This is a genomic window from Ahrensia kielensis DSM 5890, from assembly GCF_000374465.1.
Lineage (GTDB): Bacteria > Pseudomonadota > Alphaproteobacteria > Rhizobiales > Rhizobiaceae > Ahrensia > Ahrensia kielensis.
This window is the reverse complement of record NZ_KB894531.1, coordinates 34708-61669: the sequence shown is the minus strand read 5'-3', so window position 1 is coordinate 61669 and position 26962 is coordinate 34708. Positions and strand designations below refer to the sequence as shown.

General features: G+C 48.5%; 22 protein-coding genes and 1 tRNA gene. 9 read left to right on the top strand and 14 right to left on the bottom strand.

Annotated elements, in window-relative coordinates:
• Positions 1-38 precede the first annotated feature (38 nt).
• A tRNA-Ser gene (locus C504_RS0112080) sits at positions 39-128 on the bottom strand.
• A gap of 212 nt (positions 129-340) precedes the next feature.
• On the opposite strand from C504_RS0112080, the gene C504_RS0112075 reads away from it, so the two are divergent.
• From C504_RS0112075 to C504_RS17815, 4 genes are all read left to right on the top strand, one after another.
• Entirely contained in the window at positions 341-664 is a 324-nt protein-coding gene (locus C504_RS0112075; protein WP_018689607.1) for a hypothetical protein, read from the top strand.
• Positions 665-702: 38 nt separating this feature from the next.
• Positions 703-1356, top strand: coding sequence for a peptide-methionine (S)-S-oxide reductase MsrA (gene msrA, locus C504_RS0112070; protein WP_018689606.1), 654 nt, complete (start codon positions 703-705; stop codon positions 1354-1356).
• Positions 1357-1543: 187 nt separating this feature from the next.
• Positions 1544-2530, top strand: coding sequence for a BMP family lipoprotein (locus C504_RS0112065; RefSeq protein WP_018689605.1), 987 nt, complete (start codon positions 1544-1546; stop codon positions 2528-2530).
• Positions 2531-2602: 72 nt separating this feature from the next.
• Positions 2603-3496, top strand: coding sequence for a carbon-nitrogen hydrolase family protein (locus C504_RS17815; RefSeq protein WP_018689604.1), 894 nt, complete (start codon positions 2603-2605; stop codon positions 3494-3496).
• 48 nt (positions 3497-3544) lie between these two features.
• Here the strand turns inward: C504_RS17815 and C504_RS0112055 are convergent, their stop codons facing one another.
• On the bottom strand, positions 3545-3841 hold the full coding sequence (locus C504_RS0112055) for a hypothetical protein (protein WP_018689603.1): 297 nt from the start codon (positions 3839-3841) through the stop codon (positions 3545-3547).
• A gap of 105 nt (positions 3842-3946) precedes the next feature.
• Here C504_RS0112055 and C504_RS0112050 point away from each other — a divergent pair, with 105 nt between their 5' ends.
• Positions 3947-4846, top strand: a complete 900-nt coding sequence (locus C504_RS0112050; protein ID WP_018689602.1) for a LysR family transcriptional regulator — start codon at positions 3947-3949, stop codon at positions 4844-4846.
• 13 nt (positions 4847-4859) lie between these two features.
• Here the strand turns inward: C504_RS0112050 and polA are convergent, their stop codons facing one another.
• Positions 4860-7799, bottom strand: a complete 2940-nt coding sequence (gene polA, locus C504_RS0112045) for a DNA polymerase I (protein ID WP_018689601.1) — start codon at positions 7797-7799, stop codon at positions 4860-4862.
• 203 nt (positions 7800-8002) lie between these two features.
• Between polA and C504_RS0112040 the strand changes: the two genes are divergently transcribed.
• A complete protein-coding gene (locus C504_RS0112040) occupies positions 8003-9907 on the top strand; it encodes a L,D-transpeptidase family protein (protein WP_018689600.1) in 1905 nt (634 codons plus the stop codon).
• 62 nt (positions 9908-9969) lie between these two features.
• Here C504_RS0112040 and C504_RS0112035 read toward each other — a convergent pair whose 3' ends face one another.
• From C504_RS0112035 to C504_RS0112010, 6 genes are all read right to left on the bottom strand, one after another.
• Positions 9970-10344 carry a septal ring lytic transglycosylase RlpA family protein gene (locus tag C504_RS0112035; RefSeq protein ID WP_018689599.1) on the bottom strand — a complete coding sequence of 125 codons (375 nt, stop codon included), beginning with the start codon at positions 10342-10344 and terminating at the stop codon, positions 9970-9972.
• A gap of 21 nt (positions 10345-10365) precedes the next feature.
• On the bottom strand, positions 10366-11244 hold the full coding sequence (locus C504_RS0112030) for an SDR family oxidoreductase (RefSeq protein WP_018689598.1): 879 nt from the start codon (positions 11242-11244) through the stop codon (positions 10366-10368).
• A complete protein-coding gene (queG, locus tag C504_RS0112025) occupies positions 11241-12404 on the bottom strand; it encodes a tRNA epoxyqueuosine(34) reductase QueG (RefSeq protein WP_018689597.1) in 1164 nt (387 codons plus the stop codon). Before queG ends, C504_RS0112030 begins: the two co-directional genes overlap by 4 nt.
• Positions 12405-12415: 11 nt before the next feature.
• On the bottom strand, positions 12416-13105 hold the full coding sequence (locus C504_RS0112020; protein WP_018689596.1) for a glutathione S-transferase family protein: 690 nt from the start codon (positions 13103-13105) through the stop codon (positions 12416-12418).
• Positions 13106-13183: 78 nt separating this feature from the next.
• A complete protein-coding gene (locus C504_RS0112015; protein ID WP_018689595.1) occupies positions 13184-14128 on the bottom strand; it encodes a carbohydrate kinase family protein in 945 nt (314 codons plus the stop codon).
• Positions 14129-14164: 36 nt separating this feature from the next.
• The gene (locus C504_RS0112010; protein ID WP_018689594.1) at positions 14165-15274 is read right to left on the bottom strand and encodes a Gfo/Idh/MocA family protein; all 1110 of its coding nucleotides are present in this window, start codon (positions 15272-15274) and stop codon (positions 14165-14167) included.
• Positions 15275-15416: 142 nt separating this feature from the next.
• On the opposite strand from C504_RS0112010, the gene C504_RS0112005 reads away from it, so the two are divergent.
• Entirely contained in the window at positions 15417-16184 is a 768-nt protein-coding gene (locus C504_RS0112005; RefSeq protein ID WP_018689593.1) for an SDR family NAD(P)-dependent oxidoreductase, read from the top strand.
• A 63-nt stretch (positions 16185-16247) separates the two neighbouring features.
• Here C504_RS0112005 and C504_RS0112000 read toward each other — a convergent pair whose 3' ends face one another.
• The 4 genes from C504_RS0112000 to C504_RS0111985 all read right to left on the bottom strand — a co-directional run bounded on the left by C504_RS0112000 (position 16248) and on the right by C504_RS0111985 (position 22638).
• Complete coding sequence (locus C504_RS0112000; RefSeq protein ID WP_018689592.1) at positions 16248-18401, bottom strand: malate synthase G; 2154 nt, start codon at positions 18399-18401, stop codon at positions 16248-16250.
• A 116-nt stretch (positions 18402-18517) separates the two neighbouring features.
• Positions 18518-20518, bottom strand: coding sequence for a hydantoinase/oxoprolinase N-terminal domain-containing protein (locus tag C504_RS0111995; RefSeq protein WP_018689591.1), 2001 nt, complete (start codon positions 20516-20518; stop codon positions 18518-18520).
• A 62-nt stretch (positions 20519-20580) separates the two neighbouring features.
• Positions 20581-21969 carry a cytochrome P450 gene (locus tag C504_RS0111990; RefSeq protein WP_018689590.1) on the bottom strand — a complete coding sequence of 463 codons (1389 nt, stop codon included), beginning with the start codon at positions 21967-21969 and terminating at the stop codon, positions 20581-20583.
• Between the two features lie 27 nt (positions 21970-21996).
• A complete protein-coding gene (locus C504_RS0111985; protein WP_018689589.1) occupies positions 21997-22638 on the bottom strand; it encodes a glutathione S-transferase in 642 nt (213 codons plus the stop codon).
• Positions 22639-22681: 43 nt separating this feature from the next.
• Here C504_RS0111985 and C504_RS0111980 point away from each other — a divergent pair, with 43 nt between their 5' ends.
• Positions 22682-23725: an aldo/keto reductase gene (locus C504_RS0111980; protein ID WP_018689588.1), complete on the top strand. Its 1044-nt coding sequence runs from the start codon at positions 22682-22684 to the stop codon at positions 23723-23725.
• Positions 23726-23734: 9 nt separating this feature from the next.
• Here C504_RS0111980 and C504_RS0111975 read toward each other — a convergent pair whose 3' ends face one another.
• Positions 23735-24232, bottom strand: coding sequence for an acyl-CoA thioesterase (locus C504_RS0111975; protein ID WP_018689587.1), 498 nt, complete (start codon positions 24230-24232; stop codon positions 23735-23737).
• Positions 24233-24451: 219 nt separating this feature from the next.
• On the opposite strand from C504_RS0111975, the gene gyrB reads away from it, so the two are divergent.
• Entirely contained in the window at positions 24452-26902 is a 2451-nt protein-coding gene (gyrB, locus tag C504_RS0111970; protein WP_026317444.1) for a DNA topoisomerase (ATP-hydrolyzing) subunit B, read from the top strand.
• Positions 26903-26962 lie beyond the last annotated feature (60 nt).

Here is a 26962-nt window from a genome sequence, read left to right as displayed (position 1 = left end):
ATAAAAGACAAATACAACAATAACTTAGTTGATGGAAATGGCGGACAGACAGGGATTCGAACCCTGGAGACGGTCACCCGCCCACACGCGTTCCAGGCGTGCGCCTTCAACCACTCGGCCACCTGTCCATTCCATTTTTCGCTCGTCGGTTAATTCGAGCGGGTTGAAGCTATATGTAACAGCCACAACGTGAGCGGACGTGTAGCGCGTGCTTTTTCTCGCTGCAAGAGCTAAGTGAAGGCTAATTTAGATAAATCATTTGATTGTGTTGATTGAACTTTTCCCTAGGTCACTCTATTGACGGTAATCCTAATTCGTTAATTTGCATCATCAGGTAGGCATGTTCCGTTTTATACTTCGTTTTATCGCCGTGCTATGTTTGGCCATTGCAGTCATGTTTATCGTGCTGGATGCAACACGCTCGCTGGGTATTTCCAAACTGGTTTTAACGCCGCTTGAAATAAGTTGGCGGGAGTTTTTCCCAGATACACTTGAGGCGTTTTCATCGTGGCTCACGCAGTCTGTTCACCCATTTTTGAACGACCCTATTCTTGTAACTTTTCTAACCTTGCCCACATTTGCTGTATTCTCAGTTTTGTCGGCGCTTTTTTACGTCTTGGCGTATAAAAGAAAACGACATGCCGCAGGATTTGTAAAAAGATAAACCAACACTAAGCCGGTCACGCAGAAGGGCGCAAAACTATGCTTTTAAATGATATGTTTCGCAATAAATCGGACATGATTGGTGCCAATGAGGCGCTGCCTGGCCGCGATGAACCTTTGCCACTGTCGCCAAACCATTTCGTCAATGGGGAAAATATGCGCGGGCCACACCCTGATAATATGGAAACTATCTATTTAGGGATGGGCTGTTTTTGGGGCGCTGAGCGTATTTTTTGGCAAATGCACAATGTGTTTGTGACGGCGGTTGGTTATGCAGGCGGCTTCACAAAAAATCCAACCTATGAAGAAACCTGCACGGGTAAAACCGGCCATGTTGAAGTGGTCAAAGTTGTTTTTGATCCTGCCAAATTAAGCCTTGATGCTATTTTGAAGCAATTCTGGGAGCAGCATGACCCGACACAAGGCATGCGCCAAGGTAATGATATCGGCACAACCTATCGTTCTGCTATTTACACAGCAAACGATGCGCAACTTGAACATGTGCGAAAAAGCAAAATCCAGTTTCAACAAGCCCTAAAGGCGAGTGGACACCAGGGTGCGATTACAACTGAAATTGAACCTTTGGACGTGTTTTACTTTGCTGAAGACTATCATCAGCAATATTTAGCTAAAAATCCGGATGGTTATTGCGGCATACGTGGAACAGGCGTGAGCTGCCCAATACCAGGTTGATATTTTGCTGAACTGGCAAGCGTTTAAGATAATTCTTAAGGCTGAGGCAGCGCTTGCATTTTTTGCGTGATTTTACCGCAATGCCGTGCCAAGCTCTTTTCCAAGGTGGAAAACCACCGCGAGGTTTCGCGCTTTCACTTATAGTGATGTGCGGGGAGAGTAACAAACGTTTACAGGGTGATTTAGTATGAAGCGCATAGCTTTAGGTCTTTTGGCCGCAACAGCACTAACATTTTCAGCAAATGCCGAGCCGGCACTTATTTATGATTTGGGCGGCAAGTTCGACAAATCGTTCAATGAAGCTGCTTATAATGGCGCTGAAAAATACAAAGAAGAAACCGGTGTCGCTTACCGCGAATTTGAAATTCAGAACGATGCACAGCGTGAGCAGGCTCTGCTTAAATTTGCTGAAGATGGCAATTCTCCAATTGTTGTTGCTGGTTTTTCATGGGCGCAAGCACTTGAGCAAGTGGCAAAAGAATTCCCGGATACAAAATTTGCGATCATCGACATGGTCGTCGATCAGCCAAATGTACGCTCGGTTGTTTTCAAAGAACAAGAAGGTTCATACCTTGCAGGTGTAATGGCTGCGACAGCATCTGAAACAGGCACAGTTAGCTTTGTTGGCGGCATGGGTATTCCGCTGATTTCTCGCTTTGCTTGCGGTTATGCTGGCGGTGCAAAATCCGTTAATGCTGACGCGAAAGTTATTGAAAACATGACCGGTGATACACCGGCAGCTTGGAACGATCCTGTTAAAGGCGGCGAGATCACTAAAGCGCAGATCGCACAGGGATCAGACGTTGTTTTCCATGCAGCTGGCGGTACAGGCGTTGGCGTAATTCAGGCTGCAGCTGATGCAGGCAAACTTGCTATCGGCGTTGACTCAAACCAGAACGGTTTGCAGCCGGGCAAAGTTCTAACGTCAATGGTCAAAAAAGTGGACGTTGCTGTTTATGATGCGTTCATAAATGGCTCAGAAGGCGGAACTTGGGAATCTGGCATCAATGTTCTTGGTCTTAAAGAAGGCGGTGTTGACGTTGCTATGGACGACAACAACAAAGAACTTGTGACAGAAGACATGATGAAAGCCGTGGAAGATGCACGCGCTAAAATCGTATCTGGCGAAGTCGTTGTTCACGACTTCATGAGCGATAATAACTGCCCTTACTAATTTAGAAACGGTAGTTGACGATCTTAGCCGCCAGAGCTTTTGTTCTGGCGGCTTTTTTATAAGGCCCAGCCAATGAAACTTTCTCCAAACTATAAATCAAAAATACGTGTCGCATCCGTACAAATGGCGTTGATGCAGACATCTTCATTTCGGGATCTGTTTGATCGTGTGCGTGCTTTTGCTGAAGATGCAGCGCAGCAAGATGCAGACTTTATTTGTTTTCCGGAACATTTCACGCTTCAGCTTTTATCAGCCGCTGAGCAAAAATTATCGCCGGAAGCATCTATCGATAAGCTGACACAGGCAACGGCTCAAATCGTCGCTGAGTTTACAGGTTTAGCAAAAGAGCTAAACATCAATATTGTTTGCGGTAGCCATGCAACGCGCACAGATGCTGGAAAAACAGAAAATATTGCATTTCTAGCGCGGCGTGATGGCACAATAGCGAGCCAGTCAAAACTACACCCAACACCTGACGAATGGGACGTTTGGGGCATTAAAGGTGGCGATAGCTTAGAGCCGATAGAAACCGATTGCGGTCCTGTTGGTATCCAAATTTGTTATGATAGCGAATTTCCGGAGCTGGGCCGCCGCCATGCCGATCAAGCTGTAGGGCTAGTTTTCGTGCCCTATTGTACGGAGGCAAGAAGCGGCCATTTGCGTGTGCGCTATTGTTGCCACGCCCGTACCGTGGAAAATCAATGCTATATCGTTACATCAGGGCTGGTGGGCACGATTGAAAATGTTGAAAATTGCGATGAAGCCTATGCACAATCTGCAATATTAACACCGTCTGATGCAGGTTTTCCGCCGGATGGAATCTTGGCGCAAGCAGCCATAAATGAAGAAGGCCTCATCATCGCTGATCTTGATATGACGATGTTGGAAAAAGCACGCACCCTTGGCTCGGTGCGTAATTTAGCCAACAGACGCAATGATCTTTATGACGTTAAGTGGAGCGTATAAAGTAATCGCCTGCTGGCATTTTTGCTGGCAGGCGAATGGCGCAGGTCATTAAAGGTTCTTCCGGCTTTGCAGCCTTATTTTTTCAAGTTCTTGGGCTGCGTTAATTTGGATAGGGAGTCTGGATGCCCAGTCAACATCACCTTCATGAATGCCCATGTCCTCATATAGCCAGTTTTCTTTGCCGACGAGGCTCATAAAAGCTGCGCGATCTCGCTTTTGCTGGGCACGCAAAGCATATGCGGCCAACAAGGCTGTTGCACGGTCAGAAATAATTTTCCAACCGCGTTGAAGGCTATTTGTGCGGTCACTTCTAACTTCAAAATTGTTGTTATCAATGCAGGTCATGTCCTTGTCTCCTTTTGCCTAGCTAGACAATGCGCATGAATCGTGCTTCAATCAAACGAATAGATGTGTACTTATCTTTCAGTTTTATTGATGTTAGGAAAAGACATGAATGTACCCGATAAGCAATTTAACGCCGTCGCGCTGGCTGGTGTCGATATTGATATTTTGAAAACATTCATCGCGATTGCTGAAACGGGTAGTTTTTCCAAGGCAGCAAACAGAGTGTTCCGCACGCCCTCTGCCGTGTCGATGCAAATCAAAAAGCTAGAAGATGTGCTGGGCGCATCCGTATTGCAGCGTGACAGCCGATCAGTTGAACTGACGCAAGACGGTGAAATGCTTTTGTCCTATGCGCGGCGCATTATAGCGCTGTCCAATGAGATGATGGCGCGTTTCTTAATGCCGGATATTGAAGGCTCGGTCGTGCTTGGAGCGCCGGATGATTACGGCAATAAATTGCTGCCAGCTGTACTAAAGCGGTTTGCTGAAACGCACCCCAATGTTTGCGTCGATGTCGTTATGGATAGTTCGGCAAATTTGAGGGAACGCTTTGAGCGCGGCGAGTTGGACGTGGTGGTTTATACCTCATCAGACAAGCATGTGATGGAAGACGGTGCGCATGTCGTATTAGAAGAAGATCTCGTTTGGGCGGGCCTAAAGGGTGGCTGCGCCTATGAGAAAGATCCATTGCCCGTTTCAATGTGGGAAAGCGGATGTGCGTGGCGTGCTGGTGCGGTGGAAGCGCTGGACAAGATCGGACGTTCTTATCGCCTTGCTTATAAAAGCGCGCAGGTCGTTGCACAGCGCGCAGCAGTTTCTGCTGACCTTGCCGTTGCGCCCATGCCAGCCTCTTTTATTGAGCCGCCATTGATTGAATTAACACTGAAAAAACATGGCCTACCGCCTTTGACAAAATATCAAATACGCATGCGCTTAAAGTCAAATGCAGGGTGCTGTTCGCAAGCTGTGGCTGATCACGTCATTGCCTGCTTTGATGAACTTTGAGAATGAGGCGCGCTTAATGCGCCTCATCCCAATTGTCTGCGGCCTGTGCTTCAACCGCGAGCGGAACCGCCATATCGATGGCAGGCATAGCAGCATTTTCCATCACGTCTTTGACGCAAGTGATCGTCGCATCGACTTCATCTTCTGGCACTTCAAAAATCAATTCGTCATGAACTTGTAGAAGCATTTGGCCGGAGAGCTTTGCAGCCTCCATAGCAGGTTCTATCCGCACCATTGCGCGGCGAATCACATCAGCGGCTGACCCTTGAATCGGTGCGTTGATTGCTGCGCGCTCATTAAAGGCACGCACCTGCGGATTGCTCGATTTGATTTCTGGATAGTGGATGCGGCGGCCAAAGATCGTTTCGACATAGCCTTGTGCACGCGCCGTGGCTTTAATCTCATCCATATAATCTTTGATGCCCGGAAAGCGTTCAAAATATTTTTTGATATAGTCCGAAGCTTCTGAACGGCTGATACCCAGATTGTTGGCCAGACCAAAAGCAGAGATGCCGTAGATAATACCGAAATTAATCGCCTTAGCGCTGCGGCGTATATCTGACGGCATACCTTCAACGGGCACGCCAAACATTTCAGAGGCGGTCATTGCATGAATATCGATACCATCGGCAAATGCTTGGGTCAGTTGAGGAATGTTTGCAACATGCGCCAGCACCCGAAGTTCGATCTGGCTGTAGTCGGCAGAAATCAGCTTTTTGCCTTTGTCGGCAATAAATGCTGTGCGGATGCGACGTCCTTCAACGGTACGAATCGGTATGTTCTGCAAGTTGGGTTCAGACGAAGACAATCGACCTGTTGTAGTCGCTGCTAGTGAATAGGAAGTGTGAACGCGTTTTGTTTCAGGATTAATGTAGCCTGGCAAGGCGTCTGTATAGGTTGATTTTAGCTTTGTGAGCTGGCGCCAATCGACAATTTTGCGCGGTAGTTCATGGCCCTCTGCTGCAAGATCTTCCAGTGCTTGCGCACCGGTCGCCCACTGGCCGGACTTTGTTTTCTTGCCGCCCGGAAGTCCCATTTTTCCAAAGAGGATCTCGCCTAATTGCTTAGGCGAGCCGACATTGAACTTCTCCCCAGAAAGACCATAAATCTCATCTTCGATTGCAGCGGCTTTTTGCGCAAATTCACCTGATAGTCGGCTAAGAATTTGCCGATCGACAGAAATACCTCGGCCTTCCATGCGTGCAAGAACGGCCATGAGAGGTCGTTCAAGTCGCTCATAAACCGATGTCAGCCCGTCTGCGATCAAGCGCGGTTTTAAAACCTGCCAAAGCCGAAGCGTAATATCGGCATCTTCTGCAGCATATCCAGTGGCAACATCAATCGCGATACGGTCAAAGGTGATTTGCTTTTTGCCAGTGCCTGCAATGTCTTTAAACGCGATTGGCTGATGGCCAAGCCAACGCTCGGATAGCGCGTCCATGCCATGCGTGCCGCGTCCTGCATCAATCACATAGGATAAAAGCATCGTGTCGTCATAGGACTGAATGGTAATGCCATACCGTTGCATGATGAGATAATCATATTTCAGATTTTGCCCGATAATTAGGATGGACGGATCTTCCAGCAGCGCTTTGAGCTTCTCCAGCGCCACGTTGAGATCAAGCTGGCCGTCAATGACGCCGCCTTCAGCAAGTAGGTCGTCTTCACCTTCGCGGTGTTGCAAAGGAATATAGGCAGCTTCTCCAGCTTTATGGCAAAGCGAAAAGCCGACAAGGTTTGCTTGATTGGCATCAAGCGAATCGGTTTCCGTGTCAAAGGCGACGATGCCTTCTTCAAACGCCTTTGAAATCCATTCATCCAGCGTAGCTGCATCGCGAATACAGACATATTTACTTGCGTCAAATTTTGCACCGGTAGCCTCTGCAGTCAGCTTATCAGCAAGCGCTTGCGGCGTATTCTCAACGCTTTGTGCAGCTTTTTGCGTGCTGGCTTTATCGTCGCTTGAAGCAGAGTTTTGCGATGTTGCCTTATCAAGATCGGGGCCGCGCGCGCGTCCAGCATTCTCAATGGGTACATCTGCGGCTTCAATTTCACCTGCTTCAACGCCAGTGGCTTCGGCGACGCGGCGCGTGAGTGTGGTGAGCTCCATTGCTTTTAAAAACGCAACGAGCTTCGGTCCATCTTGATCTTCTAAGACAAAATCATCAATGGAGGCCTCAACGGGCGTATCAACTTTGAGCGTAACAAGTTCGCGCGACAGGCGTGCTTGATCTGCAAATTCAATGAGATTTTCGCGTCGTTTGTTTTGTTTAATTTCACCGGCATGTTCGAGCAGCGTGTCCAGATCGCCATATTCGCTCAGTAATTGCGCAGCAGTCTTAGGCCCAATGCCCGGCACACCTGGAATATTATCCGTCGAATCACCCGTAAGTGCCTGCAGGTCGATCATCTTTTCGGGCTTAACACCGAATTTCTCGACAACTTCATCAATGCCGATTTGGCGGTCCTTCATCGAATCATACATCGAGACCTTTTCGGTCACGAGCTGCATTAAATCCTTATCCGATGAGATGATTGTCACCTCGCCGCCTGCAGCTTCGGCCTGTGCAGCATAGGCAGCGATAATATCGTCGGCCTCATAACCATCCATTTCAATGCAGGGCAGGTTGAAGGCGCGGGTTGCTTCGCGAATCAGGCCGAATTGCGGGCGCAAATCTTCTGGCGGCTCCGAACGGTTGGCTTTGTACTCAGCGTAAAGCGCATTGCGAAACGTTTTGGATGAATAGTCAAAAATGACTGCAAAATGGGTAGGCGTAACCCCAACATCGGTATTGCGCGAGTCCTGCAACAATTTCCAGAGCATGTTGCAATAGCCAGACACGGCACCAATGGGCGTCCCATCGGATTTACGTGTCAGCGGCGGAAGTGCGTGAAAAGCCCGAAAAATATATGCCGAGCCGTCAACGAGGAAGAGATGATCACCTTTTTTCATGCGTCGATATTTAGCGACAACCGCTAGGTCCGTCCATGAAAAACACTGTGTTTTACAAAAATCACAGCATGATTAGGCTGTGGCAAAAGCGTGACTCGCAAAATTTGATGTAAATCATCAAGACATTATTCACCAAGCGTCTGCTTTATAGACGGTAATAAATGCGTTAGATTGGTTTTATCGAACAAGCTTTGGAGAATAGAGTGACTTACAAGAAAATTGCGCAGGCATTGCTGGCTTCAGCTGTTGTAGTCACTGGCATGAGTTTCTCGGTTCCAGAGGCATCGGCAGTTCAATTGCATGAGCTTCTTTTCAACCGTGCAAAGCGCAAAGAACTGCGCCAGCGCCGTGCGCCAGAGCCTGTCATCCAGCAGCCAAAGAAAACCGTAACTGCAAAGCCGGCCAAACCGCGCAAAGCAATTAAGAAAATTTCAGGCCCGCAATATTATACTTATAAAGCAGCGCAAATGGCGACATTTACGCTGGCAGGTTTAACAACGGCTTCTGTTGGTCAATCCGGTGAACTTGGTTTGCCGACGATGGATTTCGAATCGCAGCGCTTTAAAGAAGCTGTTCGCTATTCGCCAACGCTTCAAATTGCTATTGAGGAAGACATCGCCAAGGCGGTGACAGATCACTATAGCAACAAACCGGCTTTCCTGTGGTCACGCGGTTCGAGTGTAACGACACAAGCCAAGGCCGTGGCTGCGATGCTCAACAGTGCAGACAAGCATGGCTTGGAAGCAAAAGACTACGCAGTCGATCTACCCTCTGATGCATTTTCAATCGACGATCCTAAAGCACGCGCAGCTGAATTGCTGGCATTTGAAACGAAATTGACCGCCTATGCCATTCGCTATGCGCAGGACATGAAAGATGGCGCGGTTAATCCGAATAAAATATCAGGCTATCATGACTTTACTAAAAACCGTTTGACCGCATCTGATGCACTTGCTGGCCTTGTTTCTGGCGACATGGAGCCAGCTGATTATTTGACAAGCCTTATGCCTAACCAGCATCATTACGCGATTTTGCAAGATGAGCTTGTTAAATTGCGTGGCAGTACAGAAAACGAGATAGTGCTGCCTGCTAATTTGTTAGTGAAACCTGGCAATACAGCTGAAGAAATGCCGCTTTTAATAAAAGCGATGGAACGCAAAATGCGCGATGAGACGCGCACAAAGCATCAGGGCCTTTTGGATGCTTATGCGGATGAAACGCTCTACGAAGGCGATTTGGTTGAACTGGTGCGCGATGTTCAGCGCGATCTTGGCTTGAACCCAGATGGTGTTGTGGGGCCCAAAACGGTTTCACGCCTTGGCGGCCAGAGCCTTGCTTCGAAAATCGACCGTGTAAAATTTGCGCTTGAACGTCTGCGCTGGCATCCGGAAAATTATGGCAAACGTCAGGTCGTCATAAACCAGCCAGAATACCGCGTTCGCTATATGGAAAATGGCGAGACGAAGCTTGCAATGCGCGCTGTTGTTGGTAAGCCATCCAATCAGACAAATTTCTTCCACGATGAAATTGAAACTGTTGTGTTCAACCCATATTGGGGTGTGCCGCAGTCAATTATTGTCAATGAAATGTTGCCTAAACTACACCGCGATCCAGGCTATCTTGATCGCGCAGGTTATGTCGTATCAACGCATGGCGGACAGCAGATTGCCTCATCCAATATTAATTGGTCTCAATATTCCGGTCCTGTACCCTACAGCGTTCGCCAAAAGCCAGGCCCAAGAAATTCGCTAGGCGAGTTGAAGATTTTGTTCCCAAACAGACATGCGATCTACATGCATGACACACCTGCAAAAAGCTTGTTCCAACGTGATAACCGCGCCTTTAGCCATGGCTGTGTGCGTTTAGAAGACCCACGCGCTATGGCAGCCGCAGTGCTTGGCAAGAGCCGTGACTATGTTGCATCACAATTGGGCGGCGGCGAAAAAGGCGAAAGGATTTCGGAAAAAATTCCGATTTTCATAGGCTATTTCACTGCTTGGCCAAATGATGAAGGCCAAGTTGAATATCACCCCGATGTTTATAAGCGCGATATGTATTTGGGCCGTGCTCTTGAAGCGGTAAACACCGCGCGTGACGCTTCAAGCTAAATTTAAGCATCTGAATTTTAAACCCGCCAGCATTTTTGTTGGCGGGTTTTGTTTGCGTAAATTTAAGAAATACGTTGGAAGCAGATCGGCGCATGGCCGCTTTTGATCATACCGATTTGGCTTGCTGCTGCCTTGGAAAGATCAACGATCCGGCCCTTAATAAATGGCCCACGATCATTAATGCGCACAATAACCGACTTCCCATTGTTACGGTTCGTGACTTTGAGCTTAGTGCCAAATGGAAGCGTTTTGTGGGCAGCCGTTAATTTCGCCGGGTTCATCATCTCGCCCGATGCGGTGCGGGAGTGGAGTGCATACCAAGATGCCTTGCCACATTGCGCCGCAGAAGCCTCTGCCTGATTGTTGGTGAAAACTGTTGTTGTAATAGTCAAAGCGATTACAGCTCCCGCGCTTGCGAGACTGAACATTTTATACATTTGATACACCCTATTTGGCGTTTAACGCCAATCGTCTTCGTCCCACATCTTCTTTAAAGATTGCCGGTAGTCCGAATATTGAAATTGAAAACCAGCCTCCTTCAACTTTGAGTTGGAGACGCGCTTGTTCTCCCCGTAAAAAGAGCGTGCCATGGGCGATAATGTGGCAGTTTCAAAATCAATTGGCTCAGGGGGATCAATTTTTGTTACCGATGCTGCGTATTCGACAACATCTTGTGGCGGCGAAGGCATATCATCCGTGACATTATAAATGCCGTTAGCGCGCATATTTGAAAGAAAGCGCAGGCTGCCTGCAATGTCTGAAACATGGATACGGTTAAACACTTGTTCAGCTTTAACCAGTCTGCGGGCCTTGCCTTCAACCATATTTTTCAAAGCGTTGCGCCCGGGTCCATAGATGCCCGATAGCCGCAATATTGCGAGTGGAAGCTCTTGTGTGGTTGCAAAGGTGCGCCATTCCAACTCAGCCTCCACGCGTTGCACAGATCGCTTGGAAACAGGTTTGCATGTGCTTTCTTCATTAACCCATTCGCCGTCATGATTGCCATAAACACCCACCGTCGAAAGATAGCCGATCCAAGAAAGATGTGGTGCCGATGACAGTGCGCTAGAGAGGGCTTTTAACGATGGGTCGCCAAATTCATTCGGCGCAATGGAAACCACCACATCGGTTGCTTGGTTTATAGCGTCTTGCAAAGCGGGCGTCAGTATTGAACCATCAAAGACTATGGGCTGGATGCCTGCCTTTTTAAGCCCAGGGATCTTGTCTTGCGAACGTGTCGTGCCAAAAACCTGCATGCCATCATTTGAGAGCAAAGCGCCATATTTTTGACCTGAAAATCCTGCGCCCAATATCAGCGTGGTTCGTTTATTACTCATTCCAGTTCCAAGCTTGTACTTTCAAGTGCAACCGTCCACTCACGGCGCACTGATGCAACATTTTCTTTTGGGTGCTGTGTTTCATAAAGCGCGTATAGATCGTCGCGGCTTAACTGTTGTGCCAATGCCCAAACCGCAGCACCCCGAACGACAGCGTCTGGGTCGCTTAAATGTGGTTTGATAGTTTGGACAATATTTTGATCGCTGCTGTTGCCAGCTGCAATCAAGCAATTACGAATAAAACGGTTTCGGCCAATTCGCTTGACTGGTGAGCCGGCAAACATTTTCCTGAACTCTGCATCATCAAGTTGAAGCAAGTTTGCAAGCGGCGGACTTTTTAAATCATCACGCGCCTGCAATTTGGCCTCACGTGCTTTAGTTGCAAATTTATTCCATGGACAGGCTGCGAGGCAATCATCACAACCATAAATGCGATTGCCCATGGGTTTGCGAAATTCGATATCTATTGGACCAGCATGTTCAATCGTCAGATAAGATATGCAGCGCCGCGCATCGAGGTGATAGGGCGATGGGAAAGCGTTTGTCGGGCAACTATCAAGGCATGATCTGCAAGAACCACAATGGTCTGTTTCAGCTTCATCAACTGGCAACGCCATATCTGTAAATATCGAGCCAATAAAAAACCAAGAACCAATTTCGCGGCTAACAAGATTAGTGTGCTTTCCCTGCCAGCCTAACCCTGCTTTTTGAGCAAGCGGTTTTTCCATCACAGGCGCTGTGTCGATAAACACTTTGACTTCGGCACCCGTTTTGGCAACGAACCGACCTGCAACCTGTTTAAGCTTGCCCTTTATAACGTCATGATAATCTCGGTTGTGCGCGTAACAAGAAATTGTACCGCGATCGTCGCGCTTTATAGCCTGCAATGGATTGTAATCATTATCCGGCGAATAAACCATTGCGGCGAGAACGACAGTCCTTGCGTCTTCCCATAGGTTTTTGGGCGCGCTGCGGCGCTCTTGTGTTTCTTTCATCCATTCCATTGAGCCGAAATAATCAGCGTCAATGAACTCAGAAAGCGCCTCGCCCATATTGCCAGTGTCTTCTGCATCCATCACACCGACCAGCTCAAACCCCTCAGATGATAAATCCTTGATAAGGGCTGATTTAGCTTTCTCGGGTGACAGAGCGGTCGACATGGATCACTGGTTCAAAAGTCTAGGTCTGCATAGTGCGAAACAGGGGTTAGCGCGCGAATCCGATCTTCTAAAATTGGCCTGAAGGCAGGGCGTGATTTGACCCGTTGATACCATTCTGCCGCCTGCGGTGAATCCGCCCATGGGATTTCGCCCATATAGTCTAAAACGGAAATGCTGGCGGCCGCTGCAATATCGGCAGCAGTGAGCGACTTTCCACTGAGACAATTGCGACTACCGGCAAGCCAGTTCAAATAACGCATATGTTGCTTAACATTACCGCGAGCAGCGCGCATGGCAGCTGAATCTGGCGCACCACCACCATTCGTGCGTGGCATATCCAACTTGAATACTCTTTCGCGTACAAGCGTCTTTGTTGCATCTTGGTCCAAACGGACGCAGAACCAGTCGATAAGCCTGCGCACCTCTGCGCGATCCAGTGGATAATCGGGCATTAAGCGGCGTTCGCGCATCATTGTTCCGCGGGTTTCATCAATATATTCGCAGATTGCATAGACGCCGCAGATGGCAACGCCGGATTCTGAAACCAATACAGGCAGTGTTCCTGCAGGATTGAGTTTCATGAATTCGGCTTCACGGTCCCATGGGTTTTGGTGAATCAAATCATATTCGACCCCATACTCGCCCAACAAAAGACGTATGAAACGTGAATTCGCAGACATGGGATGATGATAAAGCTGCATGCGTTGATCCTGTATGCCGAAACTGGAAGCCTATTGATAGGAAACCTTTAGAGGCTGTGCAACGTCATACAGTATTGTCTAACGTGCAAAAGCCTCAATCTGCGCAAGCGTTGGTAAATCTGCGCCGCGTCTTGTGCAAGTAAGTGCTGCTGCATCAATAGCAAATTTTACCAGCGCCTCAAGGTCCACTTTTTGAGCTTCACCTTTGCGCGTTAGCTGCGCTTGGCCTAAAAAATGCAAACTGGCTGCTTGAAACGTATCGCCAGCGCCAACTGTGTCGATGACATCAACGCTTCGGCCGGGAATATCAACGCTTTGGCCATTGGCGGATTTGGCAATCGCACCATCAGGACCGCGCGTCACACAAGCAACATCAACACCCTCTGCCATGCAGCGGTCAAGAAATGCTTCAATGGATTGTCCAGGATAAAGAAACTCTAGGTCTTCATCGCTTGCTTTAACAAAGTTGGAAACGGGCAGCATTTCATCCACCGTGGCGTGCCAAATATCACGCTCTGGGATTACTATTGGCCGCGCATTTGGATCAAAAGTGATAAATCTTTTACCGGCTTGCTGCTTGGCAAATTCTCGCAATACGCCGCCGCTTTCTGGAAGCGCCGTGGCGAAGGAACCAAAATGGATAACTTGGTCACGCTCATCGAGTTCAGCGGGAATATCAGACATTTCCATAGAGCAGTCAGCCGTGCCCTTAGTGTAGAGCGAGTAATCAGGCTGCCCATCAGGTTTGGTAAGAATCATTGCCAAAGTGGTTTGCTGATCTGTTGCCACACAGTAATCATCATGTACGTTCATATCCTGCATGAACGCACGGATATTACGGCCAAACATATCATTCGATAAGCGCGTAAAAAGACTTGCGCGGTTGCCCATACGCGACAAACCAAGGGCAACATTGAGCGGTGAGCCGCCAACAATGCCATCAAAACCGATCCCATGTGGCGTGCTGCTTGCTGAAGGCTGTGCAAAAATATCAAAGAGTGCTTCGCCGCAGGTGATAAACATCCGCTTTTCCCAAATAATTAAATCGATTTAGGTCTTTTAGCTTCTATTTTCTAATTGCACAACGGCACCCGTACGAATTGACTGCTCGGCGGCTGCACCAAGCGTAACAGCATGAGCCCCGTCGCGCAGTGTTACTTCGGGTACACCTGTTTGCGCTATGCACAATTCGTAGAACTTTAAGTGCTGAAAATAAGTGCTTCCGTGATGGTCGCCAGCGGCAAGAAGATTCTCGTCCACATGGACTTCAGATCGTGTTGGCGCACGTTCTGCACGCGGCGAAATGATGACTTCTGATGCGCGTTCAACGCCGCCCGGCCAAAAGCGCGATGGGCCAGGCACGAAAGCCTGAACTTTCCCAGTATCCCCAACAATAGAAACCTGTTCCTGCCAGTATGATCCTTCTGCAAACATGCATAAATCAAGTGATGCGCGCATGCCGTTTTCAAAATCCACAATGACAAAAGCATTGTCTAAAATGTCGGGCTGTTTGCCGTCATAACGCTCGTCAAAGAAATTGACATCCTGTGCGCCCGAGCCAAAGATGCGGATGGCTTCCGAACCTGTGACAAGACGCATAAGATCAAAAAAGTGGCAGCATTTTTCAACCATCGTGCCGCCGGTACGTGCATTAAACCTATTCCATGAGCCAATCTTATTCAAAAATGGGAACCGATGTTCCACGATCGAGATCATCTTGGTGTTGCCAATAGTGCCGTTACGCACTTCATCAATGATGCGCGCTACGGGCGGCATATAACGATATTCCATAGCAACCCAAACCGGAGCGGCACGTTTTTCAGCGCTATCTACTAGGCTCCATGCTTGATCAACGCTGGTAGCGCTAGGTTTTTCCAAGAGAACGGGCAGGTCGGTTAGGAGTAACTTCTGCATCATGTCGAAATGTGTGTCATTTGGGCTAACGACAACGACCGCATCAGCAATATTTGAGCTTAGTAGATCACTAATCTCTGTGTAGCGTTTAGGGGCTTGCATGCCAGTCTCAACAGCCATTTGCATGGTAAGGGCTGCCATTTCATCATCAGGTTCAACAATAGCGCTAACACAAGCATCCGGCATAAGAGCAATATTGCGCATATGTTCACGGCCCATCATGCCCGCCCCAATGATCGCGTAACGCAAAGTCATAATGTTTCTTTCCTATAAGAGAGCCGTGTGCCAGCTTCACATCTGTAAATACGCCTAGTACGTTGCGAAAATACGCGCAATTTAAATATAGTTCAATAGTGAATGAATTTTGTCTTTGGCGGCCTAAAATGAGGAAACAAATATGACGGATGTTGAGAAGGTTGTTCTGATTACTGGCGCTGCACGGGGCATTGGCCTTGAGGCCGCAAGGCGATTTTTAAAGGAGGGATGGCGTGTTGTGATGCTTGATCGGATGGCTGAAACTTTGCAAGCGGCGGCTCATTGGCTCAGTTCAAATCGAATATATCATATCGTTGCGGATGTTTCAGACCCTGAGCAGGTGGCCAATGCGGTTGAAGAGGCTGCGGCAAAGTTTGGGCGCTTGGATGCATTGGTCAACAATGCTGGCATCGCAGATTTTGCACCTGCGATGGATCATGACTATGTACTTTGGCGCCAAGTCATGGCGACTAATCTTGATGGACCATTTTTAATGACGCAGGCCATTGTGCCCCACCTCATCGAGGCTGGCGGCGGCGCGATTGTCAATATTACGTCTATCTCTGGCTTGCGTGCTTCTACGATGCGGGTTGCCTATGGCACATCCAAGGCTGCCCTTGCGCATTTGACTAAGCAATATGCCGCTGAGCTTGGTGAGCATAATATACGTGTTAATGCCGTTGCGCCTGGACCTGTGGAAACAGATATGGCCAAAAAGGTCCATAGCGACGATATTCGCCGTGCCTATTATGATGTGATGCCAATTCCAAGGCACGCAGAAGAACGTGAGCTTGCCAATGCGATCTGGTTTCTGACCTCATCAGAAGCAAGCTACATTACAGGTCACGTGTTGGCGGTCGATGGTGGGTTTGATGCGGTTGGCATCGGTATCGACAAGCTAAGACAGTAAACGCCATGAAAAAAGCCGCCCAGATTTCTCAAGACGGCTTTTAATGTTTGCTAATAAATTGCTTTAGCTTGCTTTGAGCTCAAGGCGGCGGCGGTGAAGCACAGGCTCTGTATATCCAGAAGGCTGCGCGCTGCCATCAAGCACAAGTTCTAACGCTGCTTGGAAAGCAATAGATCCATCAAAATCATCCGCCATTGGGCTATAGGCAGGATCGTCAGCATTTTGTTTATCAACGACTTTGGCCATTTTCTTCATGGTCGCAACGATTTGCTCTTTCGTTGCAACATTGTGATGCAACCAATTGGCCATGTGCTGTGACGAGATACGGCACGTCGCGCGATCTTCCATCAAGCCAACATCATTGATGTCTGGAACCTTTGAACAGCCAACACCCTGATCGACCCAGCGCACAACATAGCCAAGAATACCCTGCGCATTGTTATCCAGTTCGTGCTGAATGTCTTCCGGCGTCCAGTTTGGCCGCGTGACAACCGGAATAGATAGAAGGTCATCAAGCTTCGCCCGCCCGCGCTGAGCAAGGGTTGCCTGCACATCATGAACATCAACCTCATGATAATGTGTTGCGTGAAGCGTTGCTGCTGTTGGTGAAGGCACCCATGCGCAGTTTGCGCCGGCTTTAGGGTGGCCGATCTTTTGCTCAAGCATAGCATGCATCAAATCGGGCATTGCCCACATGCCTTTGCCAATTTGTGCATGGCCAGCAAGGCCGCATTCAAGGCCGATATCAACATTCCAGTCTTCATAAGCGCTGATCCATGTCGCTTGCTTCATGTCGCCTTTGCGCATCATTGGACCAGCTTCCATGGATGTGTGCATTTCATCGCCAGTACGATCAAGGAAGCCGGTGTTGATAAAGACAACACGGTGCTTGGCGGCACGGATACATTCTTTCAGGTTCACCGTTGTACGGCGCTCCTCATCCATAATACCCATTTTGATCGTGTTTGGTTTCATGCCAATTGCCGCTTCGACGCGATCAAATATTTCAACCGCAAAGGCAACTTCTTCGGGGCCATGCATTTTCGGTTTCACGACATACATTGAGCCTTCTGCCGAATTGGCACGGCGCCCATTTTCGCCAACATCATAGAGTGCAATCAGCGCCGTAAACATTGCGTCCATGATGCCTTCAGGTACTTCATTGCCATCACAGTCATGGATCGCTGGGTTGGTCATCAAATGTCCGACATTGCGGATAAGCATCAATGAACGGCCTTTGAGCGATGTTTCGTTCCCATCAGGGGCGGTAAAATCTAAATCTGGATGCAACTCACGCGTGATGGTTTTGCCGCCTTTTTCAAAACTTTCTTTTAGATCGCCGCGCATCAGGCCAAGCCAGTTGCGATAGACCAGCGTTTTATCTGCGGCATCAACGGCGGCAACAGAATCTTCACAATCCATGATCGCGGTCAGCGCAGATTCAAGCCATACGTCAGAGATATGTGCAGGGTCCGTTTTACCGATCTGGTGGTCTGCATTGATATGAATGCCCACATGCATGCCGTTTTTGACAAACATCAATGCGCGCGGGGCGTTTGCGTCCCCTTTGTAGCCAGTAAATTGGGCTGCGTCTTCAAGGCCGGTATCGCCTTTGCTGCTCGTGATCAGCAAAGCGCCATCTTCAATCTTAAAGCCAGTAACATTGGCCCATTGTTCGCCTTTTAAAGGCACAGAACTGTCGAGAAAGTCCTTGGCCCATTTAATGACGCGTGCGCCGCGGGCTTCATCATAGCCTTTGCCTTCAGGTAGATCGCCAATTGCGTCCGTGCCATAAAGTGCATCATAGAGTGAGCCCCAACGTGCATTGGCCGCGTTAAGCGCAAAACGCGCATTCATAATCGGTACAACGAGTTGCGGCCCAGCGACTTTTGCGATTTCTGGATCGACATTGCGCGTATCAACTGAAAACTTTTCGCCTTCAGGCACAAGATAGCCAATTTCGCTCAAAAAGCCTTTATAGGCTTCCATGTCAGAAGGCGCACCGTTCTGCTTGTACCAATTATCAAGCTTTGTTTGCAGCTCTTCGCGTTTTGCCAGCAATGCGCGGTTTTTAGGTCCAAGATCATGAACAATATCGGAAAAAGATTGCCAAAATTGATCAGAGCCGACACCTGTGCCTGAAAGCGCCTCATTCTCGAGAAAATCATGAAGGGTAGGCGATACTTTAAGGCCGAATTTATCGATCAGTGCAGTCATAATATTCTCCCGTATAAAACGTTTTCGCGCGTGTTACCTGTTAAGTAGGGGAGCGCTGATTATGCGTCAATCGCGCAAGAATGCTAAAGATCTTATCTAAATAGGCAATAATGCATTTAAGCGGCAGGTCTACCGCTGGCTGTTGCAACAATTGTTGCAGATATGAACTGACGCTTTCCGTCCAGATCCGTTGCACTAACACCATCATTGACGACAACAACAACATTATGCGCCCCAGCGCGTTGAGCCTTATCATGGGCTGCACGTTCGCAGGCAGATTTTGCGACCGCCAAAGCTTCTTCTTCTTTTGCAAACAGGTTTACTGTGAGCTCTAGCTCGGAACCTGTGACTGCAAATTGCATATTTTCGTTCTGAACAACTTCAGCGCTTACCTGCACCCGAACTTGTCCCACGACAGCGCCGATGGCATTTGCTACATCCGCATCGTCGGGCACGATACATTGAAGTCCAAGTGTATCAGCCGCTACCGGATAATAAGCCGCCGCACCTGCTCCAAGCCCGATAAGTGGTCTATCAAGAAACAGCGCCATGCGCGCGATGCCCGCTGTTCGGTCAAGGGCACGTTCAATGAGCGGTGATTTTATCGCCAAAGCGCCGTCTAGCCCGTCCTCATAAAAAACGCTTTCCAAAATATGCTCTGCGGACAGCCGAGTTAGCCGGTTAATGACGAGTTCGCAGAGTGCCTCTGGGGTGTCGCATATCGGTTTACCGTTGCCATCGCGCTTTTTAGCAAAAAGTTCGGCAGCAAGAGCAGCAGCTTCGCCGTTCCAATGATTAAACGCGCCGCAAACATGATTGGCATCAGATGGTGTAAAGCCAGCGATTAAGACAAGCCCGCGTGATGCAAGCCCGTCCAATGTGACGACTTCTGCTGTTCCTCTTAATAGTCTATCAAGCGGTTGCGGCGTGGTTGTAATACGCGCCAAAAGGGCTGCCTGAGTCTTTGAAAGTCCTGCTGCCATATTTTCTGGCATGCCCGTCAGAAATGCAAAGCGTCCATCAAGCCTGGTCGGGATTTGCTGATTAAGCTGGCGCTTGAGCGCGGATATAATAATGTCTGGATAGGAGGCGGCGACCAGTGAAATTGGAGCAAGCCTGCGCGGCCCTAGTTGAATGGTCGCATGAAGATTTTTGTCATTGAGCTTTACTTCGCTGTCACCGCCAAGCCCGTGCGTGCGCATGGCAACCGCGTCCACCATTGTGTGATAACCACCAACGCTTGCGCCGGTCTCATCTATGCGTGGGCGGCCTTGGTCGAGTATAGCAATGTCCGTCGTCGTGCCGCCAATATCAGCAATGATTGCATCATCGACGCCTGTTAGAAAATGCGCGCCGACCATTGATGCTGCAGGGCCAGACAAGATTGTTTCGATTGGCCTGTGCAGTGCAAATTCAGAGGAGATCAAAGAGCCATCACCGCGCACAACCATCAGTGGCGCTTCAATGGCGTGTTCATCCAAAAAGCTCTGTGTCGCGTTGATCAACCGTGCGATCATATCAATGAGCCGCGCATTAAGGAGAGTTGTTAAAGCGCGTTTGGGACCATCAAGTTTTGACGATAATTCATGGCTGCAGGTCACAGGACGTTGTGTCCGGTCAAGGATCAACGCGCGCACCGCATTTTCATGCTCTGGGTTACGCACGGCAAAGTAGCCAGCAACGGCAAAGGCGGAAACCTGCTCGGCAAGATCATCAAGTACAGCGTCCAATGCGCTTAAATCAAGGGTCTTTGAATTGCCGAATGTGTCGTGGCCGCCAGGCAAAAATATTATCGGATCGTCGCGCAAAGCGTTCTTCAATCCTGCCCGTTCGATATCCTTTTCGCTAAAGCCGATCATAATGAGCGCAATGCGCCCACCTTGACCTTCAACCAGCGCGTTCGTCGCAAGTGTGGTTGATATGGATACAAGAGAAATATCGCGGGCAGTAACGCCGCTGAGCTCTAAAACTTGGGCCGCAGCACCAGCAATGCCAATTGCTAAATTATGGCGCGTTGTGAGCGATTTTGCCTTAGCAGTGACAATGTTCTGCGTGTTATCAAAAACAACTGCGTCAGTATAAGTTCCGCCTGTATCAAGGCCTAATGAAAATGACATGAAAATTCCGGCTCTAATTGCAGCTCAGGTCTAAGTTACTTTGTCAAAAATGAAAAGCCGACTTATGAGCGCAGGCTAACCTGCATTGGCAAACCGTTTTGCGGCTGAACAGTAAGTTTTTGAACAGGCCAAGGCGACAGTGATGGTGTTGCGTCAAACCAGAACTCATTAAGCAAGAGCGCTAGAGCGATCACAGCTTCTTGCAATGCGAATGTTGCGCCGATGCAGATGCGCGGTCCTGCCCCAAACGGTAAATATTGATATTTGTCGATTTTATCGCGGTTTTCAGGCCAGAAACGTGACGGAATGAATGCGTTTGGGTTTTCCCATAGCAATCGATTGCGATGAAGAGTCCAAGGCATCACCAATGCGGTCGTGCCTTTTTCAATTTTAACGCTCTCGCCAGATTTAAACGTAAAAGTTTCAGGCTCGACGGCTTCTCGGTTGATCGACGGCGCTGGCGGATAAAGGCGCATTGCCTCTTCAAACACGGCGCGAGTTTTTGGCATTAGTTCTAACCAGTCAACGGGATCGGGATTACCAGATAAAACCCTTCTGATCTCATCTTCCACGATTGTGCGTTCTTCTGGTGCTTTAGAAAGCAAATAAAGCGTCCAGCCAAGCGCACGGGCGGTTGTTTCGTGTCCGGCACCAATGAATGTGATCAGATTATCTTCGATCTCATTAGCGCTCAGCCCATCAGGCCCTTCTGCATTTAACAGCAGCGTTAGAAAGTCGTTTTGAACATTATCCGGCGCACTTTTAATTTTCTCTCGCCGTGCATCCATGGTGCTGCGCACCACATTGCGGAATTTTTCTAAAACCTTTCGCCCACGCAAACGCCTAAAGCGCGGTAACCATTCAGGGGCTTTTAAAAGGTCTAAGGGATCAACAGCCCCCATCGTCGACAGTAACTCATCGACATCGCTCGCAAAATCAACGCCTTCGGTAACAACCTCATCAGAGAATAATGTTAAGGCCAATATCTCGAATGTTAATTCTGTCATATCATGACTGATATCATGAATGCCCAGATTGTTACGGTAGCGTTCTAAAAAGCTTTGTGTGCGATCGCGCATCATATTGGCAAAGCCATGAATATGACGGGGCGTAAAAACAGGTGCCATTGCCTTACGTGAACGTTTCCAAGTGTCACCTTCGGCAGTTAGCAATCCTTCACGCAATATTGGCTTCAGAATAAGTTGCCTGATACGTGCCATCTGATAGTTTTTAGCATTGTCTACCAAGACATGTTTGATCAATTCAGGATGGTTGATGATCAGTGTTTTCTCATTGAGAAATTTTGCCGTGATATACGGCTCGCGATAAGAAACCTCACCCCAAAGCTCTAAGGGGTTACGCATAACGGTGCGGATAACTTCGAAGCGGCTTGGCGGTTCAGTGCGCGGGGAAGGGTGCGGCGGAATAAACGGTGCTGTTTTAATATCCATGACATATCCTTTGCACCTATGTGGTGATTAGCCGCCAAATATCAAAGGCTCATCGCCTGTTTTCCAAGGCGTATGCTTACGCATAATGTAGTCAAAACGATCAGAACTCAAAAAATGATCAAGCCATTGATGCAAATGGCTCCAAGGCTGTGCATCAAACCATGCGCGATCAACATATGCACATTGCCGTACGAATGGAAAAATCGCGTTGTCAGCAAGCGAAGACTTGTCGCCTAAGAGAAAATTCTGGTGCTTGAGTCGATTTTCATAATCTTCAAAAGTTGCCGCACAAATATCGCGCTGTCCGTTGCGGTTAATTGTTTCGTCAGCGTATCGATTTGGGTATTTATAGCGATCAAGCGCAGCTTTAAACGGTCCGTCATTATGCGCGACAAGTTTCAAAGCTTCTTCAGATAGCCAGTGCTCGGGATCATTTTGGCCAAGCGCCCAAAGCATGACATCAAGGCTTTCATCCACAATTGTACCATCTGTTGCAATGAGTACGGGAACGGTTGCTTTAGGCGAAGCGCTAAGCATTTCAGCGGGTTTGTCTTTGAGCAAAACTTCACGCAATTCGACTTGAATACCGGAGGATACAATCCCCATGCGCGCGCGCATCGCGTAAGGGCATCTGCGAAAAGAATACAAAATGGGTAGCGGTTCGCTCATTCGTGACATATCTCCTGATGCATAAAGATATATGAGGATAAAGATGAAATACAATCAGCTAGGCCGCACTGATATTAAAGTGAGCGAAATCTGTCTTGGGACAATGACTTGGGGTGAGCAGAATACTGAAAGTGAAGGCCATGAACAAATGGACTACGCTGTCAGTGAAGGTGTCAATTTTTTCGATACTGCCGAGCTTTATCCTGTCGTTCCAATTCGTGCAGAGACGCATGGCGATACAGAGCGCGTTATTGGTAATTGGTTTAAAAAGCGCGGCAAGCGCGACGACATTATCTTGGCAAGCAAGGTTGGTGGCCCGGGCCAAGAACATTTGATCAATGGCGCGGGTTTTTCTCATGACGGAATTAAGAAAGCTTGCGAACAGAGCCTTCTACGTTTGAAGACTGATTATATCGACCTTTATCAAGTCCATTGGCCGAACCGTGGATCATATCACTTCCGCCAAAGCTGGAGCTTTTCACCAGACCAAGAAAATAGCCAGCAATGCAAAGATGATATTGTCATGATCTTGGGCGCATTGGGCGAGCTTGTTGATGAAGGAAAAATTAGGCAGGTCGGTCTTTCAAATGAATCCACTTGGGGAACGGCGCAATATATTCGCCTGTCAGAAGAGCTAAATCTGCCACGTGTCGTGACGGTGCAAAACGAATATAATTTGATGAACCGCATCTATGATTTGGATATGGCAGAACTGTCTGCCCACGAAGATGTGGGCTGTATGTGCTTTTCTCCGCTTGCAGCAAGCATGCTGTCGGGAAAATATCAAAATGGTGCTTTGCCAGAAGGCTCACGCCGCACAGTTCAAGAAGATTTAAGTGGCCGCTATATACCGCGCGCGATGCCTGCATTGCAGGCTTATCTTGATATTGCACAGCGCCATGGGCTTAACGCTGCGCAAATGTCCATCGCATTTTGTATTAGCCGTCCTTTCATGACATCTACAATCATTGGCGCAACCAATATGGAGCAGCTGAAGTGTGACATCGCCGCCAAGGATGTGACCTTATCTGATGCGGTTATGCAGGATATTTTTGATACCTATCAGAAGTGGCCAATTCCGATGTAACGCAGGCCGTTAGGAAAGAGCTTGCTCATCGGCGGGATTAATTTCCGGCGATGGGCCATCATAGCCAATGGCATGCGCGACTTGACTGCTTGGAATTTTATGGCCGTCTTTGAGAAATAACGTCTTAACAATGCCGCGTGCGTAAAGAACATCGCCCACGACGAATTCTTGTTCGAGGTAAATCCACTTTTCATCCCACCCATGAACGCGTGTTTTTAATTCATAACGCTGAAATGGAGAGAGGGATCTTTTATATGATATTTTGGCTGATCCCACGACAGGATACCATTTTTGCTCACGCAATTGCTTGGCCATGCCGCTGCGAATGATGAAGTCCACGCGGCCAAGATCCATGATTGTGAGATATCTGCCATTATTCATATGAATATTGGTATCAAGGTCATTGGGCATAACACGCAATGTGATGACGCTCTCCTCCATCATGCCGAGTTTTGAACGTCTAAAAGCGGTGATGACAACCCAAAGCAGGCGAAAAACGAGGTTCATAAAACGACAAATGCTCCATTGAATTTACCAATCTACCTATAGCAATAAACTGCCTTTTACGTAAACGGCAAAAAGGACAGTTTATAAGTGTTGATCAGATTTGGTGTTTGAGGCCAAAAAGCCTATATATTTAAGGGATTAAGATGTGTGATTCGCAAAGCGGTTACATATCATGTGAAGGCGCGTGTGGGGCGCGGACCTGAAAAGAGATTTTACTATATGAACGACATACCTGAAACCACAGAATCAGCAGCCGGCGCCGCCTATGGTGCTGATTCTATTAAAGTTCTCAAAGGGTTGGATGCCGTGCGTAAACGGCCCGGCATGTATATCGGTGATACGGACGACGGCTCTGGTCTGCATCACATGGTCTACGAAGTTGTCGATAACGCGATTGATGAAGCTTTGGCGGGGCATGCTGATCTTGTCACTGTGACGCTGAATGCCGACGGATCTGTCACTGTGACAGACAACGGACGCGGTATTCCTGTTGATATCCACAGCGAAGAAGGCATTTCTGCCGCTGAAGTGATTATGACACAGCTTCATGCGGGCGGTAAGTTTGACCAGAACTCCTATAAAGTATCTGGCGGTTTGCACGGTGTGGGTGTTTCGGTGGTGAATGCGCTGTCAGTCATGCTGAAATTGCGCATCGGGCGCAAAGGCAAATTCCATGAAATGACGTTCACACATGGTGTTGCAGATGCACCGCTTAAAGTCGTTGGCGAGGCCGGTGATTATACCGGTACAGAAGTCACCTTTTTGCCAAGCCAGGAAACCTTCACAAATGTCGAGTTTAAGTTCGACACGTTGGAGCATCGCCTGCGCGAACTGGCGTTTTTGAACTCGGGCGTTCGCATTCTTTTATCTGATAAGCGCCACGCCGATGTGAAAGAGGTTGAGCTGGTTTATGAAGGTGGACTGAAAGAGTTTGTTCGCTACATCGATCGCACACGCAAATCCCTCATTGAAGAGCCAGTTTATATCATTGGCGAGAAGGACGGTATCACAGCAGAGGTCGCTCTATGGTGGAATGATTCCTATACGGAGAATGTTTTCTGTTTCACAAACAACATTCCGCAGCGCGATGGTGGCACGCATATGGCTGGCTTTCGTGGTGCCTTGACCCGTCAGGTCACAGGCTATGCGGATCGCTCTGGTATTTTGAAAAAAGAAAAAGTCAGCCTTACAGGCGATGATTGCCGCGAAGGCTTAACATGCGTCTTGTCCGTTAAGGTGCCAGACCCGAAATTCTCATCGCAGACAAAAGACAAGCTTGTTTCGTCCGAAGTGCGCCCCGTTGTGGAGAGCCTTGTAAACGAGACATTGTCGGAATGGCTAGAAGAGCATCCCAATGAAGCCAAGGTATTGGTGTCTAAAGTTGTTGAAGCGGCCGCTGCGCGAGAAGCAGCGCGTAAAGCACGTGAACTGACACGCCGCAAAGGCGCGCTTGATATCACGTCGCTCCCTGGCAAGCTTGCTGACTGCCAAGAAAAAGACCCTGCATTGTCAGAAATCTTCATCGTGGAGGGTGATTCTGCTGGTGGTTCTGCCAAGTCAGGCCGTAGCCGTAAAAACCAAGCGATCTTGCCGTTGCGCGGTAAAATTCTAAATGTTGAGCGCGCACGCTTTGACCGCATGCTTGGTTCCGATCAGGTTGGAACGCTTATCACGGCGCTAGGTACAGGCATTGGTAAGGACGAGTTTAACGCTGACAAATTGCGCTATCACAAAATCATCATCATGACTGATGCGGATGTTGACGGCGCTCACATCAGAACGCTTTTGCTGACCTTCTTCTTCCGCCAGATGCCGGAGTTGATTGAACGGGGGCATTTGTATATTGCGCAGCCGCCTCTGTACAAAGTTTCGCGCGGCAAATCTTCTCAATATCTCCATGATGAAAAAGCGCTGGAGGAATATCTCATTAGTGTTGGCCTTGAAGAGGCAACCCTTGAAATGGGCAACGGCGAAGTGCGTACTGGCAACGATATCAAGCCGGTCATCGATGTTGCTCTTCAAATGCGCACCTTACTTGCTGGTCTTCACTCCCGTTACGATCATGCGATTGTCGAACAGGCTGTTATCGGCGGTGTCATGGATGCTTCCATATTGGACGATTTGTCAGCGACAGAAGCGGTTGCCGCTAAAACCGCTGAACGTCTTGATATGATCTCAGAGGAGACCGAGCGCGGTTGGACAGGGCGTTTGAATACGTCGAACGAAGGCGCTGGCGGTTATATTTTTGAGCGTACAGTGCGCGGCGTTAAAGAGGTTCAGGTTCTCGATGCCAGCCTGATACAATCATCAGATGCACGAGCACTTAACCGTTTAGCACCGCAATTAACGGAAGTATTCGATCAGGTGCCGACACTTCGCCGCAAAGATCGCGGCGATAGGCTGACAGGACCAACGATGTTTATCGACATGTTGTTTGCAACTGGCCGCAAAGGCTTGTCACTGCAGCGCTATAAAGGTCTTGGCGAAATGAATGCAGAGCAACTTTGGGAGACAACACTTGATCCCGATGAGCGCTCATTGCTCCAGGTGCGTGTAAACAATGCCATTGATGCGGACGATTTGTTTAGCCGTCTCATGGGCGATGAAGTCGAACCACGCCGTCTTTTCATTCAAGAAAATGCACTGAATGTGGCCAATCTGGACGCATAATGGAGTATTGTGCAGTAACCCATAAGTTTAGCGGTTCTGTAGCAAATAATGAGAACCTGT